The organism is Streptomyces sp. E-08 (assembly GCF_049913095.1).
Lineage (GTDB): Bacteria > Actinomycetota > Actinomycetes > Streptomycetales > Streptomycetaceae > Streptomyces.
The window spans coordinates 6,078,424-6,094,552 of record NZ_CP183971.1 but is presented as its reverse complement, the minus strand read 5'-3'; the positions used below and the strand labels follow the sequence as shown (position 1 = coordinate 6,094,552).

General features: G+C 74.1%; 12 protein-coding genes. 4 read left to right on the top strand and 8 right to left on the bottom strand.

The genetic code is table 11. The annotated features are described in order from the left end of the window. Window positions 1-17: 17 nt before the first annotated feature. The 3 genes from aroA to ACN9MM_RS28225 all read right to left on the bottom strand — a co-directional run bounded on the left by aroA (window position 18) and on the right by ACN9MM_RS28225 (window position 4,044). On the bottom strand, window positions 18-1,253 hold the full coding sequence (gene aroA / locus ACN9MM_RS28235; RefSeq protein WP_426366486.1) for a 3-phosphoshikimate 1-carboxyvinyltransferase: 1,236 nt from the start codon (window positions 1,251-1,253) through the stop codon (window positions 18-20). A gap of 88 nt (window positions 1,254-1,341) precedes the next feature. Then, window positions 1,342-1,974 (bottom strand): PE-PGRS family protein, encoded by a 633-nt coding sequence (locus ACN9MM_RS28230; RefSeq protein WP_426366485.1) that lies wholly within the window; start codon window positions 1,972-1,974, stop codon window positions 1,342-1,344. Window positions 1,975-2,121: 147 nt separating this feature from the next. Continuing rightward, window positions 2,122-4,044: an acyl-CoA dehydrogenase family protein gene (locus ACN9MM_RS28225; RefSeq protein ID WP_426366484.1), complete on the bottom strand. Its 1,923-nt coding sequence runs from the start codon at window positions 4,042-4,044 to the stop codon at window positions 2,122-2,124. A 134-nt stretch (window positions 4,045-4,178) separates the two neighbouring features. On the opposite strand from ACN9MM_RS28225, the gene ACN9MM_RS28220 reads away from it, so the two are divergent. Continuing rightward, the gene (locus ACN9MM_RS28220) at window positions 4,179-4,481 is read left to right on the top strand and encodes a putative quinol monooxygenase (protein WP_426366483.1); all 303 of its coding nucleotides are present in this window, start codon (window positions 4,179-4,181) and stop codon (window positions 4,479-4,481) included. 110 nt (window positions 4,482-4,591) lie between these two features. Here the strand turns inward: ACN9MM_RS28220 and ACN9MM_RS28215 are convergent, their stop codons facing one another. Together ACN9MM_RS28215 and ACN9MM_RS28210 are read right to left on the bottom strand one after the other, a co-directional pair. Next, window positions 4,592-6,037, bottom strand: a complete 1,446-nt coding sequence (locus ACN9MM_RS28215) for an aldehyde dehydrogenase family protein (RefSeq protein WP_426366482.1) — start codon at window positions 6,035-6,037, stop codon at window positions 4,592-4,594. Between the two features lie 172 nt (window positions 6,038-6,209). After that, window positions 6,210-7,205 carry an EamA family transporter gene (locus tag ACN9MM_RS28210; RefSeq protein ID WP_426366481.1) on the bottom strand — a complete coding sequence of 332 codons (996 nt, stop codon included), beginning with the start codon at window positions 7,203-7,205 and terminating at the stop codon, window positions 6,210-6,212. A 151-nt stretch (window positions 7,206-7,356) separates the two neighbouring features. Between ACN9MM_RS28210 and ACN9MM_RS28205 the strand changes: the two genes are divergently transcribed. Continuing rightward, on the top strand, window positions 7,357-7,569 hold the full coding sequence (locus ACN9MM_RS28205) for a hypothetical protein (RefSeq protein ID WP_426366480.1): 213 nt from the start codon (window positions 7,357-7,359) through the stop codon (window positions 7,567-7,569). A 23-nt stretch (window positions 7,570-7,592) separates the two neighbouring features. On the opposite strand, the gene ACN9MM_RS28200 is transcribed toward ACN9MM_RS28205, so the two are convergent. Further along, window positions 7,593-9,146, bottom strand: a complete 1,554-nt coding sequence (locus tag ACN9MM_RS28200; RefSeq protein ID WP_426366479.1) for a PucR family transcriptional regulator — start codon at window positions 9,144-9,146, stop codon at window positions 7,593-7,595. Between the two features lie 179 nt (window positions 9,147-9,325). Further along, window positions 9,326-11,869, bottom strand: coding sequence for an ATP/GTP-binding protein (locus ACN9MM_RS28195; protein ID WP_426366477.1), 2,544 nt, complete (start codon window positions 11,867-11,869; stop codon window positions 9,326-9,328). A gap of 278 nt (window positions 11,870-12,147) precedes the next feature. Here ACN9MM_RS28195 and gabT point away from each other — a divergent pair, with 278 nt between their 5' ends. Next, window positions 12,148-13,482, top strand: a complete 1,335-nt coding sequence (gabT, locus tag ACN9MM_RS28190; RefSeq protein ID WP_426366476.1) for a 4-aminobutyrate--2-oxoglutarate transaminase — start codon at window positions 12,148-12,150, stop codon at window positions 13,480-13,482. A gap of 124 nt (window positions 13,483-13,606) precedes the next feature. Further along, window positions 13,607-14,386 carry a phosphatase PAP2 family protein gene (locus tag ACN9MM_RS28185; RefSeq protein WP_426366475.1) on the top strand — a complete coding sequence of 260 codons (780 nt, stop codon included), beginning with the start codon at window positions 13,607-13,609 and terminating at the stop codon, window positions 14,384-14,386. Here ACN9MM_RS28185 and ACN9MM_RS28180 read toward each other — a convergent pair. Then, a complete protein-coding gene (locus ACN9MM_RS28180) occupies window positions 14,307-16,124 on the bottom strand; it encodes a chitinase (RefSeq protein WP_426366473.1) in 1,818 nt (605 codons plus the stop codon). The two genes, ACN9MM_RS28185 and ACN9MM_RS28180, sit on opposite strands and share 80 nt — an antisense overlap. Window positions 16,125-16,129 lie beyond the last annotated feature (5 nt).

The following is a 16,129-nucleotide window of genomic DNA, read 5'->3' as shown; positions in this document are numbered from 1 at the left end:
CAAAGACCGGGCGGTCTTCACGGGGTGCGGGCGAAAGCGTCGAACACGCGGTGGAAGTCGGGGAACGTCTTCTTCACGCAGCCGGGGTCGTCGAAGGTGATGCCCGGGGTGCGCAGCGCGGTGACCGCGAAGGACATGACGATCCTGTGGTCGCCGTGGGTGGCGATCTCGACGGGTCCGGCCGGGGTGCCGGGGTGGATCTCGATCCAGTCCGGGCCGGTCTCGACGGTGATGCCGAGGCGGCGGAGGTTCTCGGCGCAGGCGTCGAGACGGTCGCACTCCTTGACCCGGGTGTTGGCGACGTCCTCGATGCGGACGGGCCCGTCGGCGAACGGCGCGATCGCGGCGAGCGTCGGCATGGTGTCCGAGATGTCCCGCATGTTGACGGTGAGTCCGCGCAGGGTGCCGGTGGAGCGGACGGTCGTCCCGGCGGCGGTGGTCTCGACGTCGGCGCCCATGCGGCGCAGCACGTCGACGAAGGCCAGGTCGCCCTGGAGCGCGCCGGTCCCGAGGCCGGGGACGGTGACGGAACGGCCCGGTTCGAGGGCCGCGGCCGCGAAGAAGTAGCTGGACGTGGAGGCGTCGGGCTCGATGCCGTAGGTGAGCGCCCGGTAGCCCGTCGGGGCGACGCGGTAGGTGCGCCCCTCCCGCGTGACCTCGGCGCCGAAGGACCGCATCATCGCGAGGGTGATCTCGACGTACGGCTCCGAGACCAGGTCCGTGACGATGATGTCGAGGCCCTCGGCGGTCAGCGGACCCAGCATCAGCAGGGCCGTCAGGTACTGGGAGGACTGCCCGGCGTCGAGGGTCAGCGCGCCGCCCTTCACGCCGGAGGCGTGGACGTCGAGCGGGTGGTGCCCCTCCTGCTCGCCGTGCCGGAGGTCGACGCCGAGGTCGCGCAGGGCGGTGCTGAGCGGGCCGAGGGGACGGCGGCGCATCTGCGCGGAGGCGTCGAAGCGGTACGTGCCGTGGCCGGCGGCGGCGAGGGTCGGCAGGAAGCGGGCGGTGGTGGCGCCGTCACGGCAGTACACGTCGGCGGTCTCCACGCCGGGACCGGCGGGACGGCCCTCGATGTGCCAGGCGTCGGGCTCGCGGCGGACGGCGTAGCCGAGGGCGCTGAGGCCCTCGGCGAATCCCTCGGTGTCGTCGGAGACGAGCGGGCGCAGGAGGGTGGTGGTGCCCTCCGCGGCGGCGGCGAGGAAGAGCGCGCGGGCGGTGACGGACTTGGAGCCGGGGATGTCGATGACGGTCACGCGGTCATTGTGTCGGGCCTCGCCGACCTGGTGGGCGGGCGTTCCGCATGGCGGAACGCCCATGGGGTGCCTCGTCGGTCGGGCCGGATCAGGGACGTGCCTCGACCGGGTCGCCCAGCCGCACCTCGGCCCAGCGGGCCGGGGCACCCTCCTGGGCCTCCACGCACAGGTAGAGGCGGCAGGTCACGGCGTCGTCGCTGAGGACGGCGAGCTGGCCGAGCCGTCCCGCCCCGGGCAGGCGCGCGGGGGTGTCCGGGGCGGTGGCCGGAATCGGCGCGAGTTCGATCTGGGCGCCCTGCACGGAGGTGAAGAGGCCCGCCACCTCCGCGTGGGACTCGGCGCGGAGGCCGACGTCGCTCTTGCCCGCCGCGATGACTCCGGGGCCCTCCTCGCTCTCCCCGACGACACCCGCGCCGGTGGCCCGCGACACCCCGTGGACGCCTTCGTTGAAGAGGGTCTCGCCCAGCACGCCGGTCTCGCCCCGGCCGCGCACACCGCACTGGGACCCGCGGCCGATCACACCGGTCTCACCGAATCCGGCCACTCCGGGGGAGTGGGTGGACGGCTCGCCGACGCCGAGCACGCCCGCGCGTGTCTCCAGCTCCTTCTGTACGTCCCGAGGCGCCGGCCGGGCGTACCCCGCGACGCCGGTCACCCCCTGTCCGAACACGCCGCTGCTCTCCCCGGAGGCTGTCTCGGCCATCGCGTCGGTGTGCGCCATCGTGGGTCTCTCTCCTGGTGTCCCGGTTCCCGTGGAACTGCCCCGCTCACGCTAGGAGCGGCCCCGGGCCGCGACCAGCGGGGCTGCTCCAAGCGGCCGAGCCGCGCGCCGGGCCGCGCGCCCAGGACCTGGTCGCCGCCCGTGTGGTCAGGGGATCCGGCGGTGGACGTTCTCCTCCGTCGTCGGGCCCGGGGTCGCGTCCGCGATCCAGGGGCCCTCGCCGCTGGGGTCCACGATGCCCGCCTCCAGCCAGGTGTAGCGGCCCGCGAGGACGCCGTCGACGATCCGCCGGTCCAGGTCGTCCGTGTTCGACCAGAGCCGGCCGAAGAGCTCCTCGATCCGGAGCCGCGCCTGGTGGCAGAAGGCGTCCGCGAGCCGGTGGGCCTCGGTGCCGTGCTCCCCCGTGCTGCGGAGGAGTTCGGCCCGTACGCACGCCGCGCTCATCGCGAACAGCTCCGCCCCGATGTCGACGATCCGCCCGAGGAAGGCCTGTTTGAGCTCCATGCGGCCCTGCCAGCGGGACATCCCGTAGAAGGTGGAGCGGGCCAGCTTGCGGGAGGTCCGCTCGACGTACCGGAGGTGTCCCGCGAGGTCGCCGAACTCCCCGTACGCCCCGGGGAGCTGTCCGGCGCCGGTGACGAGTCCCGGCAGCCAGCGGGCGTAGAAGCCGCCGGCCCGGACGCCCGCGCGCGCCTTGTCGCCGAGGGACTTCTCGGGGTCGATGAGGTCCCCGGCGACGGAGAGGTGGGCGTCGACGGCCTCGCGGGCGATCAGCAGGTGCATGATCTCGGTCGAGCCCTCGAAGATCCGGTTGATCCGCAGGTCGCGCAGGACCTGTTCGGCCGGGACGGCCCGTTCGCCGCGGGCGGCGAGCGAGTCGGCGGTCTCGTAGCCGCGTCCGCCCCGGATCTGGACGAGCTCGTCGGCGATCAGCCAGGCCTTCTCGGAGCCGTACAACTTGGCGAGGGCGGCCTCGATGCGGATGTCGTTGCGGTCCTCGTCGGCCATCTGGGACGCGAGGTCGACGACGGCCTCCAGGGCGAAGGCGGTGGCCGCGATGAAGGAGATCTTGGTGCCGACGGCCTCGTGCCGGGCGACGGGCCTGCCCCACTGCTCGCGCTCCCCCGACCACTCCCGGGCGATCTTCAGGCACCACTTGGCGGCGCCCGCGCAGGCGGCGGGGAGGGAGAGCCGGCCGGTGTTGAGGGTGGTGAGGGCGATCTTGAGGCCGGCGCCCTCGGGGCCGATGCGGTTCGCCGCCGGGACCCGGACGCGGTGGAAGCGGGTGACGCCGTTCTCCAGGCCGCGCAGGCCCATGAAGGCGTTGCGGTGCTCGACGGTGATGCCGGGCGCGTCGGCCTCGACCACGAAGGCGGTGATGCCTCCGGGGTGACCTTCGGAGGCGGGGACGCGGGCCATGACGACGAGCAGGTCGGCGACGACGCCGTTGGTGGTCCAGAGCTTGACCCCGTCGAGGACGTAGTCGGCGCCGTCGGGTACGGCGGAGGTGGCGAGCCGGGCCGGGTCGGAGCCGACGTCGGGCTCGGTGAGCAGGAAGGCCGAGAGGGCGGTGCGGGCGAGCCGGGGCAGGAAGGCGTCCTTCTGCTCCTGGGTGCCAAAGAGCTTCAGCGGCTGCGGTACGCCGATCGACTGATGCGCGGAGAGCAGGGCGCCGACGGCGGGGCTCGCGGAGCCGACGAGGGCGAGCGCCCGGTTGTAGTACAGCTGGGTGAGGCCGAGCCCGCCGTACGCCGGGTCGATCTTCATCCCGAGCGCGCCGAGCTCCTTGAGTCCGGTGATCGTCTCGTCGGGGATGCGGGCCTCGCGCTCGATGCGGGCGCCGTCGATCCGGGTCTCGCAGAAGTCGCGCAGGACGGCGAGGAAGGCCTCGCCGCGGCGGACGTCCTCGGCGGCGGGGAGCGGGTGCGGATGGACGAGGTCGAGGCGGAAACGGCCGAGGAACAGCTCCTTGGCGAAGCTGGGTCTGTGCCAGTCCCGCTCGCGCGCGGCCTCGGCGACCTGCCGGGCCTCGCGCTCGGTGACCTTGGGCCGCTGGGTGGGTGCGGACATGGACACCTCCTTGGGCTTCCTGTCCGTCGTACCCGATTCCGGCCGGTCCGGAAAGAGGAGGGGATTCCTCCGGGTACGTCCTCCAGGTGAGACGCCCCGCCCTCCCGGGGCGGCCCGGGCGTAGGGTCCGCGGCATGTCTCAGCCGATCAAGCTCATCGTCCTCGTCGCCACCCTGCCCGGCCGGGGCGCGGAACAGCTCGCCGCCTTCGAGGCCCTCGCACCCCTGGTGCGGGCCGAGGAGGGCTGCCTGCAGTACGACCTGCACCGCGTGGCCGACGACCCCGACCGTTTCGCGCTGATCGAGCGCTGGGCCTCGGCCGAGGCCCTCGCCGCGCACGACGCCGCCCCGCACATGGTCGCGGCCGACGCCGCGAACAAGGCCTTCCGCGCGGGGCCGGCCGAGGTCGTCCGTCTCGTGGACGCCCCCGTCGCATGAGAACCGGATGCCCCGTCGCATGAGAACCGGACGCCCCGCCGCATGAGAAAAGGCGGCCCGAGCCCCCGCACAGTGGGCTCGGACCGCCTGGTCTTGGTGGGGCGTGCGCCTTACAGCGCGAGGCCCGTCAGGACGAGGACACGCTCGTAGGTGTAGTCGTCCATCGCGTACTTGACGCCCTCGCGGCCCACGCCGGAGCGCTTGGCGCCGCCGTACGGCATCTGGTCGGCGCGGTACGAGGGGACGTCGCCGACGATCACGCCGCCGACCTCCAGCGCGCGGTGGGCGCGGAAGGCGGTCTGCAGGTCGTGGGTGAAGACGCCGGCCTGGAGGCCGAAGTCCGAGTCGTTGACCGCGGCGAAGGCCTCGGCCTCGCCGTCGACCTTGGCGATGGTCAGGACCGGGCCGAAAACCTCGGCGCGGGCCAGGGTGACGTCGGCCGGGAGGTCGGTGAGGACGGTCGGGGCGTAGGTGGCGCCCTCGCGCTTGCCGCCGGTGAGGAGCTTCGCGCCGGCCGCGACGGCCTCGTCGACCCAGGACTCGACGCGCTGGGCTGCGGCCTCGTCGACGAGCGGGCCGACGTCGGTGGCGTCGTCCGCCGGGTCACCGGTGACCTGCGTCTCGACGGCGGCGACGATCTTCGGCACCAGGCGGTCGTAGACCGAGGCGTCGGCGATCACGCGCTGCACGGAGATGCAGGACTGGCCGCCCTGGTAGTTGGAGAAGGTCGCGATGCGGGTCGCGGCCCAGTCCAGGTCGGCCTCGGAGGACCAGTCGGGCAGGACGACGGCCGCGGCGTTGCCGCCGAGCTCCAGGGTGCAGTGCTTGTGGGGCACCGACTGCTGGATGGCGTAGCCGACCTTGTCGGAGCCTGTGAAGGAGATGACCGGGAGGCGCTCGTCCTGGACGAGGGCGGGCATGCGGTCGTTCGGCACGGTCAGGATCGACCAGGAGCCGGCCGGCAGGTCGGTCTCGGCCAGGATCTCGCCCAGGACCAGGGAGGAGATCGGGGTCGACGGGGCCGGCTTGAGGATGATCGGGGCGCCGACGGCGATGGCCGGGGCGACCTTGTGGGCGCTGAGGTTCAGCGGGAAGTTGAACGGCGCGATGCCGAGGACGACGCCGGTGGGGATGCGGCGGGTGAGGGCGAGGCGGCCCGCGCCGCCGGCCTCGGTGTCCAGGCGCTGGGCCTCGCCGGCGTTCCAGCGGCGGGCCTCCTCGGCGGCGAAACGGAAGACGGAGACGGCACGGCCGACCTCGCCGCGGGCCCACTTGATGGGCTTGCCGTTCTCGGCGGAGATCAGCAGGGCGATCTCCTCGGTGCGCTCGGCGAGCCGCTTCGACACGTGGTCGAGGGCGGCGGCGCGGACGTGCGCCGGGGTCGCGGCGAACTCGTCGACGACGGCGTGCGCGGCGGCGACGGCCTCTTCGACCTGGGCCTCGGTGGGCACGCTGACCTTGCCGACCAGACGTCCGTCGTACGAGTTCGTGACGTCGAAGGTGGCGTCGCCGGTGGCCTCACGGCCGGCGAGCCAGAAGGCGTGGGTGGTCGTCATTGCGTCCCGGCCCTTTCCGTTTCGGGGAGCGAGCGATTGCTCTGGTGACACGTTAGGGCCGGGGCGGCGGGCGCGGGCTTGTCCGGTATGGAGTAGTGGGGGTGGGGACTCTGTCCGCTTCGGCCGAAGAGGGCGGAGGGCCGAGGGGCGGTCACGGACGGGCGGCCCGTGATCACCGGCGCCGCTCGGTCGAGACGATGAGGCAGACGCCGCCGACGACGATCGCGCCGCCGAGGAGGATCGGCCAGGTCAGGGCCTCGTCGAGGACGAGGGCGCCGAGGAGGACGGCGACGACCGGGTTCACGTACGCGTAGGTGGCGGCGAGGGAGACCGGGGCGGTCTGGAGCAGCCAGGCGTACGCGGTGAAGGCGACGAGCGAGCCGAAGACGACGAGGTACGCGAGGGCGGCCCAGGAGCGGCCGGAGACGGCGCCCAGGTCGAGGCCGTGGTGCTCGCCGCGCACGAGGCCGACGGTGAGCGCGGCGAGGCCGCCGGCCAGCATCTCGTACGCGCTCGCCGTGAAGGGGTTGGCCGGCATGGTCAGCCGGGCGGAGGAGACCGAGCCCGCGGACCACAGCAGGGCCGCGACGAGGACGAGCACGACGCCGCCGATCTTCACTTCTCCGCTGAGGCCCGGGACGGTCAGGACGCCGAGGCCCGCGAAGCCGAGCAGGACGCCGCCGAAGGCGCCGAGTCCGGGGCGGTCGCCGAGCACCGTGCGGAGCAGGACGACCCAGACGGGGACGGCGGCGACGAGGAGCGCGGCGAGGCCGGAGGGTATGGAGGTCTCGGCGAGGACGACGAGGCCGTTGCCGCCGAGGATGAGGAGCAGGCCGACGAGGACGGCGGAGCCGAGCTCCCGGCGGGTGACCTTGAGGGCCGCGGGGCCCTGTCGCCAGGCGACGATCGCGGCGAGGAGCAGGCCGGCGGTGACGAAGCGGGCGCCGCCGGAGAGGAACGGCGGGAGGGTCTCGACGACGATCCGGATGCCGAGGTACGTGGACCCCCAGACGACGTACACGATGCCGAGCGCGGCCCAGACGGCGCCGGTGATCCGGCGGGCCGGTGCGGCCGGTGCGGCCGGTGCGGCGGCGGAGGAGGGGGCGGTACGGAGATCGGGGGCGGCCGGGAGCGTCTCGGGGGCCGGGTCGACGGCAGGGCTTGTCATGAGCAGGAGATTAGGGAGTGCGACCCCGGACGACCAACAGAACTGCCCGGATCCGGGCAGGCTCAGCGGATTTCGGACGGCGTGACAGCCCTGGGGGGCCTTGCGGAGGGGTGGGAGGATGACCGGGACCGTACGACCCCAGGGGGAAAGCATGATCCTTTACGTACTGATCGGAGTCCTGGTCGTCGCCGTCGCCGGCTGCGCCAGCGTGGTGTGGGCGTCCCGCGGCGGCCCGCGCTGGGTGCGGGCCGTGGCCACGGTGACCCTGCTGGGCGGCGAGGTGGTCCGCGCCGGACAGCGCCGCAACAAGAGTCGGACGAGCGGCGACACGTTCACCGGCGACTACGGCGGCGGCTCGGACTAGGCCGCTTCGCGCTCCCCGAGGCGCTATTCCGCGCCCTCGCCCGTCGCCTTCAGGGCCAGCCACAGCTCCATCCGTACGTCCGGATCGTCCAGGGAACGGCCGAGGATCTCCTCCACCCGGCGCATCCGGTACCGCAGCGTGTGCCGGTGGACGCCCAGGTCCGCCGCCGCCGCGTCCCACTGACCGTGCCGGGAGAGCCAGGCGCGCAGCGAGGCCACCAGGTCGCCGCGCCCGGTCGCGTCGTGCTCCCGCAGCGCGCGGAGCATCCCGTCGGCGAAGGCGCGGACGGCGTCGTCGGCGAGGAGCGGAAGCACCGAGCCCGCCGCCAGGTCCTCGTGCTCGACGAGCGCCCTGCCCCGCCGCCGGGCGACCGAGAGGGCCTGCTCGGCCTGCTTGTACGCGGCTGCCGCGGCGCTCGGGCCCGCCGGAGCGGAGAGGCCGACGACGACACCGGCGTCCTCCGCCTCCCGCTCGGCGTACCCCTCGCAGGCGGCGACGACCGCGCCCCCGTCGGCGGCCAGGACGACGAGCCGCTGCGCGCTCTCGGCGACGGTGAGCACCGCCTCGCCCGCACGGGCGGCGGCGGCCTCCAGGGACTCGGCGAGGACGGGCAGCGGGGGCTCGCCCGCGGTGTCTCCCCCGGCGGGCTCGGCGACCAGCAGCCGGTAGGGGGCGTCGAGCAGGCCTCCGTAGAGGTCTCCGGCCACCGCGCGGGCGGGCTCCGGCTGACCGGCGAGCATGAGGCGCAGCACCGCCGCGCCGAGCCGCTGCTCCGCTTCCTGGAGCGAGCGGGAACGTTCCGTCGTGAGGGTGAGCAGGGCGATCGCCGAGTGCACGGCGTACCGCTCGGCCGTGCCGAGGGGCGCGCCCGTGCCGACGGCGAGGGCGCCGCGGACCCGGCGGCCGGTGCCGAGCGACTGGAGCTCGACGCGGTCGTCCGTACCGCCGACGACGGCGCTGGCGGGCGCGGGCCGCTCGCGCAGCCGCTCGACGTCGGGGGTGAGGCGGGCGGCGCGGCGCGCGGCCCACTCGGGCGCGACGGCGACGACGGCGCCGGAGGCGTCGTACAGCGCGGCCCAGCCGTCGACGTGGGCGGCGAGCCGCGCGACGACGGCCTCGGGGCCCTCGGCGAGCGCGGCGCGGGTCAGCTCGCGCTGGGCCTCGAAACCGGCGGTGACGGCCCGGTACTGGTCGGCGGAGATGGCGGCCGACACGGCCTTGCTGATGGCGAGGAACGGCGTCCGGCGCGGCACTTCGAGCAGCGGCAGGTGCTCCTCGCGGGCCGCTTCGAGCAGGGCCGGCGGGATCTCCTCGTAGTTGACGCCCACGGCGAACCCGAGCCCGACGACCCCGGCACCGAGCAGCCGCCGCACATAGCGGCGCATCGCCTCCAGGTCCTCCGCGTCGAGGGTGAGCGCGGTGGTGAGGAGGAGCTCGCCGCCCTCCATGTACGGGACGGGGTCGGCGAGCTCGCTGACGTGCGCCCAGCGGACGGGGGTGTCGAGGCGGTCCTCACCGGCGCGGACGATGAGCTTGAGGGCGGAGTGCTGTACGAGCGAGGCGAGGGTGGGCGGCATTGGGGACCGTCGGACCTTTGAGCGAGGACCGCACGCGGGGGGAGCCGTGCACGGCCGGGGGAGGCGCCGCTCAGCCGAGCGGCGCCCCCGATTGTGCCAGCCCCACCGGGAGCCCGCTCAGCCGCGCGAGCCGTGAGACGGCTCGGCCACGGGGGCCGCGCGGGGCGCCGGGTGCACGGTCAGCCGCGCAGGTCGACGAGGACCGGTGGTGTGTGCGCGCCCTGGGCCGTGGTCAGGGACACGACGGCGTGACCGGGCGGCACGGCGTGCGCGAGCTCGGAGGCGGACCACCGCTCGCGCTCGACCTTCCGGGTCGTGACCGCGTCCGTGGTGACGGCCTTTCCGGTGACCTTCTTGCGCAGGGCGTGGATGAAACGGGTCATCGGCTGGTCGGCGAAGACCGTGTGGTGGGCCACCTCCGTGGTCTCCACCCACTCCTTGCCCCAGGTCTCGGCGAACCCCCGGCCGTCCCAGGTCGTGATGCCGGAGAGCGCGACCCGGCAGCCGACGGCGCCGAGCAGCGGGCCGTGCAGGGCCTCGGGCACCTCGCCGAGGGTGCGCAGTCCCAGGACGACACCCGCGTGGTGCGGGCGCAGCCGCTGGAGGGAGCGGACGGTGCCCGTGGTGAGCGCCCCGGTGGCGTCGTCGAGGACGAGGGCGAGGAAGTGCCCGCGCTTCGCGCCCGTCCTGGCCGCCGCCGTGAACTGGGCGAGGACCAGCCGGGCGAGGAGCCGCGAGGCCTCCTCGTGGCCGCGCTCGGGCAGCTTGATCCGCACCCGCAGCGGGTGGTGCACGACGGACTTCAGCGAGAAGGGCCGTACCTCGCTCCCGTCGGCGCCGAAGAACTCGGCGAACGCCGGCCGGTCGAGGAGCGACAGGCGGTCCGCGAGGGGCGGCCCCGCGTCGGCGGCGGTGCCGGCCTGCCGGATCCGGGCCTCCAGCTCACGGCGCATGGCCGCGGCGTCGGCCGGGAGCCGTTCGAGGAGGGCCGTCAGCGTCTCCGGGCCCGCTTCGAGGAGCTCACGGAGCACCGGCACGGACGGGAAGCGGCCGTGGACCGCCCTGTAGGGGCCGATGAGCTGGGCGAGGACGGTGGCGGCCCGCCGGGCGTCGAGGTGCTCGACGTCGCCCACCAGGCCCTCCGCGAGCAGCGCGGCCGCCTCGTCGGGGTCGCCGAGGCCGGCGTACAGGTCGAGGTCGTACGGCGAGGCCGGGTCGCCCGGGCGGATCACGACGTCGTACGCCCCGTCCGGGCCGAGCGGTGCGTCGGCCGTGCCCACGGCGACGACCGCGCACGCGCCGGTGAGGGCCTGCAGGGTGAGCGACTCGGCGACCGGGCCGGTCAGGCGGGTGGTCTTCCCCGCGCCGGAGGGGCCGACGACCAGCAGGGAGGTGGCGAGCGCGGCCGGTTCGAGGGCGAGGCCGACGCCCCGGTAGGCGGCCGGGTTCCGCTCCTCGGCCGCGCAGCGGCCGATCCGGACCTGGCCGAGGAGGAGGTCGTGGGTGGCGGCGCGGCCCGGCAGGTCGCGGTCGCCGGAGGGGTGCGCCCCGGCCGCGGCGCCCTGCCGGAGCACGGTGCCCGCGAAGGAGGCGAGGCCGCCGGCGTGCGTCCGTGCGCGCTCCAGGTCGCGGCGGACCCGGGCGCAGTCCACGTCGTTCATGCGGCCGGCGGACAGTTCGGCGGCGAGCAGGTCCGCCGCCTGCCGCTCCCCCGCCGCCCGCAGCTCGGGCCACTGCGAGAGGGGTACGGGCGCTTCCGGGTCGAGCGGCGGCGGGGTGCCGTCCGCCGGGGCGGCGGCGCGGGCCTTGAGCCACCCGCGGATCAGGGCGGGCCAGCCGCCGAGGCGCGCGAAGGGCCAGAGCACGGCGGCCGTGATCAGCGCGTACAGGGTGTAGACGAGGACCGGCGAGGCGAGGACGTCGTACCCGCCGCCGAGGAGCACCACGAGGGAGAGCAGCGGGCCGACGACCGGCAGCGCGTCCCAGCCGACGCCGGGGAAGGCGTCCGGCCAGACGAACGTCAGCGCGATCAGCGCGGCGGCGGCCGTGAACGCGGCGCGCACGGGCGGGCGGCGGTCGGCCAGGAGGTGCCGGGCGAGTTCGGCCCAGGCGCCGAGGCGGGCCATCGCGTAGAGGAGGACGGCGAAGAAGACCCCGTCGTAGACGACGTGGGCCTCGCCGCCGTGCCAGTCGCGGGGCGAGGTGCCTCCGGCGTACCACCAGTCGGCGGGGGTGAAGGTGGCGAGCGGGATCCACTGGTAGGGGACGGCGCCGCGGCGCCAGGCCGACCAGAGCAGCAGCCCCACGACGAGCGGGATCAGCAGCCCGGCCACGGTGACGGGCGCGAGCTTCCGCGCCTCCCGGGGCGGCGGCGGTGGTACGTGCCGGAACCGCCAGATCCCGGGCGCGGCCTCGGGCCGGGGGGCGTCGAGCCAGGCGACGGCGGGCGTGGCGGCGGGCACCGCGCCGTGGGAGCCCCCGGGAGCGGCGGCCCCCGGAACGGTGGCGCCGGGCGCGGCCGCCGGCCGCGGCGGCACCCGCGGCGGAGCCGGGACATGCGGCGGAGCCGGGGCATGCGGCGGAGCCGGTACGTGGTGCGGCGGAGCCGGGACGGGCGCGGGGGTGCCGGGGGACGTCGGCCGGCCGTCGGTCGGCGGCGCCGTCGGGCGCGGGACCGCGCCCCCCCTGGTGTCGCGTGACTCGTACGTGCCGTCGGTCTCCATGAAACCCCTGCCCCCTGACCAGCCAGGTCGCCGCGTCTGTGCCACCGTCAATCTAGTGGGCCCCGGGCCGCCGGGAGGGGATTCGACCACCCGTGCGGCCGAACGGCCTCCCGTTCGTCCGGGGGCGGTCCGCGCCGCGGAAGCGGAGCCGTCATGTCCAACCCGGACAACGACACACCCGTCACCACTCCCGATCGGCGCATGCCTCCGCCCCTCCCCCGCGCCTAGCCTGCGGAGGAAACCCGCAAGTGCGTCCAGAACACCCCCAGGAGCCCCGCATGAACGCTGTCCCGCAGGAGCGGCGCATCGTCACCGCCATCCCCGGTCCGAAGTCGCAGGAGCTTCAGGCCCGCCGTCTCGACACGGTCGCCGGTGGCGTCGGCTCCACGCTGCCCGTCTTCACCGCGCGGGCCGGTGGCGGCATCATCGAGGACGTCGACGGCAACCGCCTGATCGACTTCGGCTCCGGCATCGCCGTGACCTCGGTCGGCGCGTCCGCCGAGGCCGTCGTACGCCGCGCCGCCGCGCAGCTGCAGGACTTCACCCACACCTGTTTCATGGTGACGCCGTACGAGGGTTACGTGGAGGTCTGCGAGGCGCTCGCCGAGCTGACCCCGGGCGACCACGCCAAGAAGTCCGCGCTGTTCAACTCCGGCGCCGAGGCCGTCGAGAACGCGGTGAAGATCGCCCGCTCGTACACCAAGCGCCAGGCCGTCGTCGTCTTCGACCACGGCTACCACGGCCGCACCAACCTCACCATGGGCATGACGGCGAAGAACATGCCGTACAAGCAGGGCTTCGGTCCGTTCGCGCCCGAGGTCTACCGCGTGCCGGTCGCCTACGGCTACCGCTGGCCCACCGGTGCCGAGAACTGCGGCCCCGAGGCCGCCGCGCAGGCGATCGACAACATCACCAAGCAGATCGGCGCCGAGAACGTCGCCGCGATCGTCATCGAGCCGGTCCTCGGCGAGGGCGGCTTCATCGAGCCGGCCAAGGGCTTCCTGCCGGCGATCGTGAAGTTCGCCAACGACAACGGCATCGTCTTCGTCGCGGACGAGATCCAGGCCGGCTTCTGCCGTACCGGCCAGTGGTTCGCCTGCGAGGACGAGGGCATCGTCCCGGACCTCATCACCACCGCCAAGGGCATCGCGGGCGGTCTGCCGCTCGCCGCCGTCACGGGCCGCGCCGAGATCATGGACTCCGTCCACGGCGGCGGTCTGGGTGGCACCTACGGCGGCAACCCGGTGGCCTGCGCCGGTGCGCTCGGCTCCATCGAGACGATGAAGGAGCTCGACCTCAACGGCAAGGCCAAGCGCATCGAGGAGGTCATGAAGGGCCGCCTCACCGCAATGCAGGAGAAGTTCCCGGTCATCGGTGACATCCGCGGCCGCGGCGCCATGATCGCCATCGAGCTCGTGAAGGACCCGGTCACCAAGGAGCCGCACGCGGAGGCCGCCGGCGCGCTCGCCAAGTACTGCCACAACGAGGGCGTGCTCGTCCTGACCTGCGGCACCTACGGCAACGTGCTGCGCTTCCTGCCGCCGCTGGTCATGGGCGAGGACCTGCTGAACGAGGGTCTGGACGTCATCGAGGCCGCGCTCGCGCAGATCTGACCGGCGGTCGGATCGCGGGCCGGATCACCGATCTGACACTCCGTGTGAAGACTCTGTGGGGGGCCGATGGTGGGATACGTTTCCCGCTGTCGGCCCCCCTTTCCGTGACGTACGGTTTCTGCAGATGAGAGAAACACCCCGGGCGGAGCCTCCCCAGCCCCGTCCACACCGTGCCTTCGCGCACACCACCGGGGCCTCGTGCCCCGGGACTCCTCACCGATCGGATGGCCGCCCGCCCCACACCCCCCGGGGCGCGCGGCAGCCCGATCCCCTCGGCCGCCCTGGAACCACCCCCCCTGTTCCAGGGCGGCCGGCTCTCTTCTCGGCGCTCGTCGCCCTCGCCGTCGTGACCTGGCAGGTGCTCGTCCACGGCCCCTTGGCCAGGCTCGACGAGCGGGTGTCCCGGTCCCTGGTGGACACGGCCCCCCGGCGCCTGACCGAACTCGCCTCCGACCTCGGCGACATGGCCGTCGCCCTGCCCGTCCTCGCCTGCGCGATGGCGTACGCGGTGTGGCGCGGGCGCCGCGCCGCCGCACTGCGCGCGGGCCTCGCGATGGCCGCCGTACCCCTCCTGGTGATACCGCTGAAGGAGTGGACCGCGCGCCCCGGCCCGCTGGAGCCCTGGGCCCAGGGCTACTTCCCCTCGGGCCACACGGCCACCGCGGCGGTCGCCTACTTCGGAGCGGCGTTCCTCGTCTCGAACCGCCTGATCCCCGTCGCCGCCGTGCTGACGGCGGTGACGGGGACCGGGCTGGTCCTGCGGGGTTTCCACTGGCCGCTGGACGTGTTCGCCAGCCTCTGTCTCTCGCTGATCGTGCTGGGCGTCAGCTCCCGTTGGCGGCGTTCCCGAAGTACGTGTCGAAGTTCTGCGAGAACTGCCACTGGTTGTAGCGGTCCCAGTTGATCGACCAGGTCATCAGGCCGCGCAGGGACGGCCACGTCCCGTGGGTCTGGTAGCTGCCGCAGTTCGTCTTCTTCGTGAGGCAGTCCAGGGCCTTGTTCACCTCGGCCGGGGCGGTGTGGCCGTTGCCCGCCTGGGTGGAGGCGGGGAGGCCGATGGCGACCTGCTCGGGGCGGAGGGCCGGGAAGAAGCGGTCCGTGTTGCCGGCGACCGGGAAGCCCGTGAGGAGCATGTCGGTCATGGCGATGTGGAAGTCGGCGCCGCCCATCGAGTGGTACTGGTTGTCGAGGCCCATGATGGAGCCCGAGTTGTAGTCCTGGACGTGGAGCAGGGTCAGGTCGTCGCGCAGGGCGTGGATGACCGGCAGGTAGGCGCCGGCGCGGGGGTCCTGGCCGCCCCAGGGGCCGGAGCCGTAGTACTGGTAGCCGAGCTGGACGAAGAAGGTCTCGGGGGCCATCGTCAGGACGAACTTCTCCCCGTACTTGGCCTTGAGGGTCTTGACCGCCTGGATCAGGTTGACCACGACCGGGCTGGTCGGGTTCCGGAAGTCGGTGTCGCCGGTCTGGAGCGAGAGCGAGTGGCCCTCGAAGTCGATGTCGAGGCCGTCGAGTCCGTACTCGTCGATGATCTTCGAGACGGAGGAGACGAAGGTGTCGCGGGCCGCGGAGGTGGCGAGCTGCACCTGGCCGTTCTGGCCGCCGATGGAGATGAGGACCTTCTTGCCGGCGGCCTGCTTGGCCTTGATCGCGGCCTTGAACTCGGCGGGGGACTCGACGCCGGGGCATTCGGTCGCCGGGCAGAGGCTGAAGCGGATGTCGCCGGAGGTCACCGAGGTCGGTTCGCCGAAGGCGAGGTCGATGACGTCCCAGGAGTCGGGGACGTCGGCCATGCGCGTGTAGCCGGAGCCGTTGGCGAAGCTCGCGTGGAGGTAGCCGACGAGGGCGTGCGCGGGGAGGCCGCCCCCGCCTCCGCCGCCTCCGGAGGTGGTGGTCGCGGTGACCGCGGCGGACTTCGGGGATTCTCCGGCGCTGTTCACGGCGGTGACCTGGAAGGTGTACGGGGTGGAGGCGGTGAGGCCGGAGACGGTGGCCGAGGGGGCGGTGACCGTCTGGACCCTGGTGGACCCCTGGTAGACGTTGTACGAGGTGGCGCCGGAGACCGCCGTCCAGGTGAGCGGCACGGAGGTGGAGGCCGGGGAGCCGGCCGTGAGGCCGGTGGGGGCGGCGGGGAGCTGGACCGGGTCGCCGCCGGGGCCGTACAGGGAGAGGTCGTCGGCCTGGTAGGCGGGGGTGCCGTACCAGCCGTGGGTGTAGATCGTGACCGAGGTGGTCGAGGCGCCCGTGGTGAACGAGGTGGTGAGCTTCTGCCAGTCGGGGGCGGAGCCCGTCCAGGTGGAGACGTCGGTGGTGCCGGTGCCGGAGGCGCCGAGGTAGACGTAGCTGCCGCGCACCCAGCCGCTGAGCGTGTAGCTGGAGTTGGGCTTCACCGTCACGGTCTGGGAGCACTTGGCGTTGTCGCTGCCGGCCGGGGTCGCCTGGAGCGCTTTCGTCCCGCCGTGCACGGGTGACGGGACGACGGCGCCGCTGCCCGCCGTGCAGGTCCAGCCGTCGAGGCCGGTCTCGAAGCCGCCGTTGCGGGCGAGTTCGGTGTCGGCGGCCTGCGCCGCCGGGGTGAGTGCGAGGAGCCCGCCGGCGGCGAGGGAGCCCGCCAACAGCAGGGTGAGGGGTCTGGTGCGGTCCACAACTG

Excerpts from the sequence above, each read along its gene's own strand:
- ACN9MM_RS28230 (WP_426366485.1), bottom strand. The coding sequence starts at position 1,974 with ATGGCGCACACCGACGCGATGGCCGAGACAGCCTCCGGGGAGAGCAGC.
- ACN9MM_RS28225 (WP_426366484.1), bottom strand. The coding sequence starts at position 4,044 with ATGTCCGCACCCACCCAGCGGCCCAAGGTCACCGAGCGCGAGGCCCGG.
- ACN9MM_RS28220 (WP_426366483.1), top strand. The coding sequence starts at position 4,179 with ATGTCTCAGCCGATCAAGCTCATCGTCCTCGTCGCCACCCTGCCCGGC.
- ACN9MM_RS28215 (WP_426366482.1), bottom strand. The coding sequence starts at position 6,037 with ATGACGACCACCCACGCCTTCTGGCTCGCCGGCCGTGAGGCCACCGGC.
- ACN9MM_RS28210 (WP_426366481.1), bottom strand. The coding sequence starts at position 7,205 with ATGACAAGCCCTGCCGTCGACCCGGCCCCCGAGACGCTCCCGGCCGCC.
- ACN9MM_RS28205 (WP_426366480.1), top strand. The coding sequence starts at position 7,357 with ATGATCCTTTACGTACTGATCGGAGTCCTGGTCGTCGCCGTCGCCGGC.
- ACN9MM_RS28200 (WP_426366479.1), bottom strand. The coding sequence starts at position 9,146 with ATGCCGCCCACCCTCGCCTCGCTCGTACAGCACTCCGCCCTCAAGCTC.
- ACN9MM_RS28195 (WP_426366477.1), bottom strand. The coding sequence starts at position 11,869 with ATGGAGACCGACGGCACGTACGAGTCACGCGACACCAGGGGGGGCGCG.
- gabT (WP_426366476.1), top strand. The coding sequence starts at position 12,148 with ATGAACGCTGTCCCGCAGGAGCGGCGCATCGTCACCGCCATCCCCGGT.
- ACN9MM_RS28185 (WP_426366475.1), top strand. The coding sequence starts at position 13,607 with ATGAGAGAAACACCCCGGGCGGAGCCTCCCCAGCCCCGTCCACACCGT.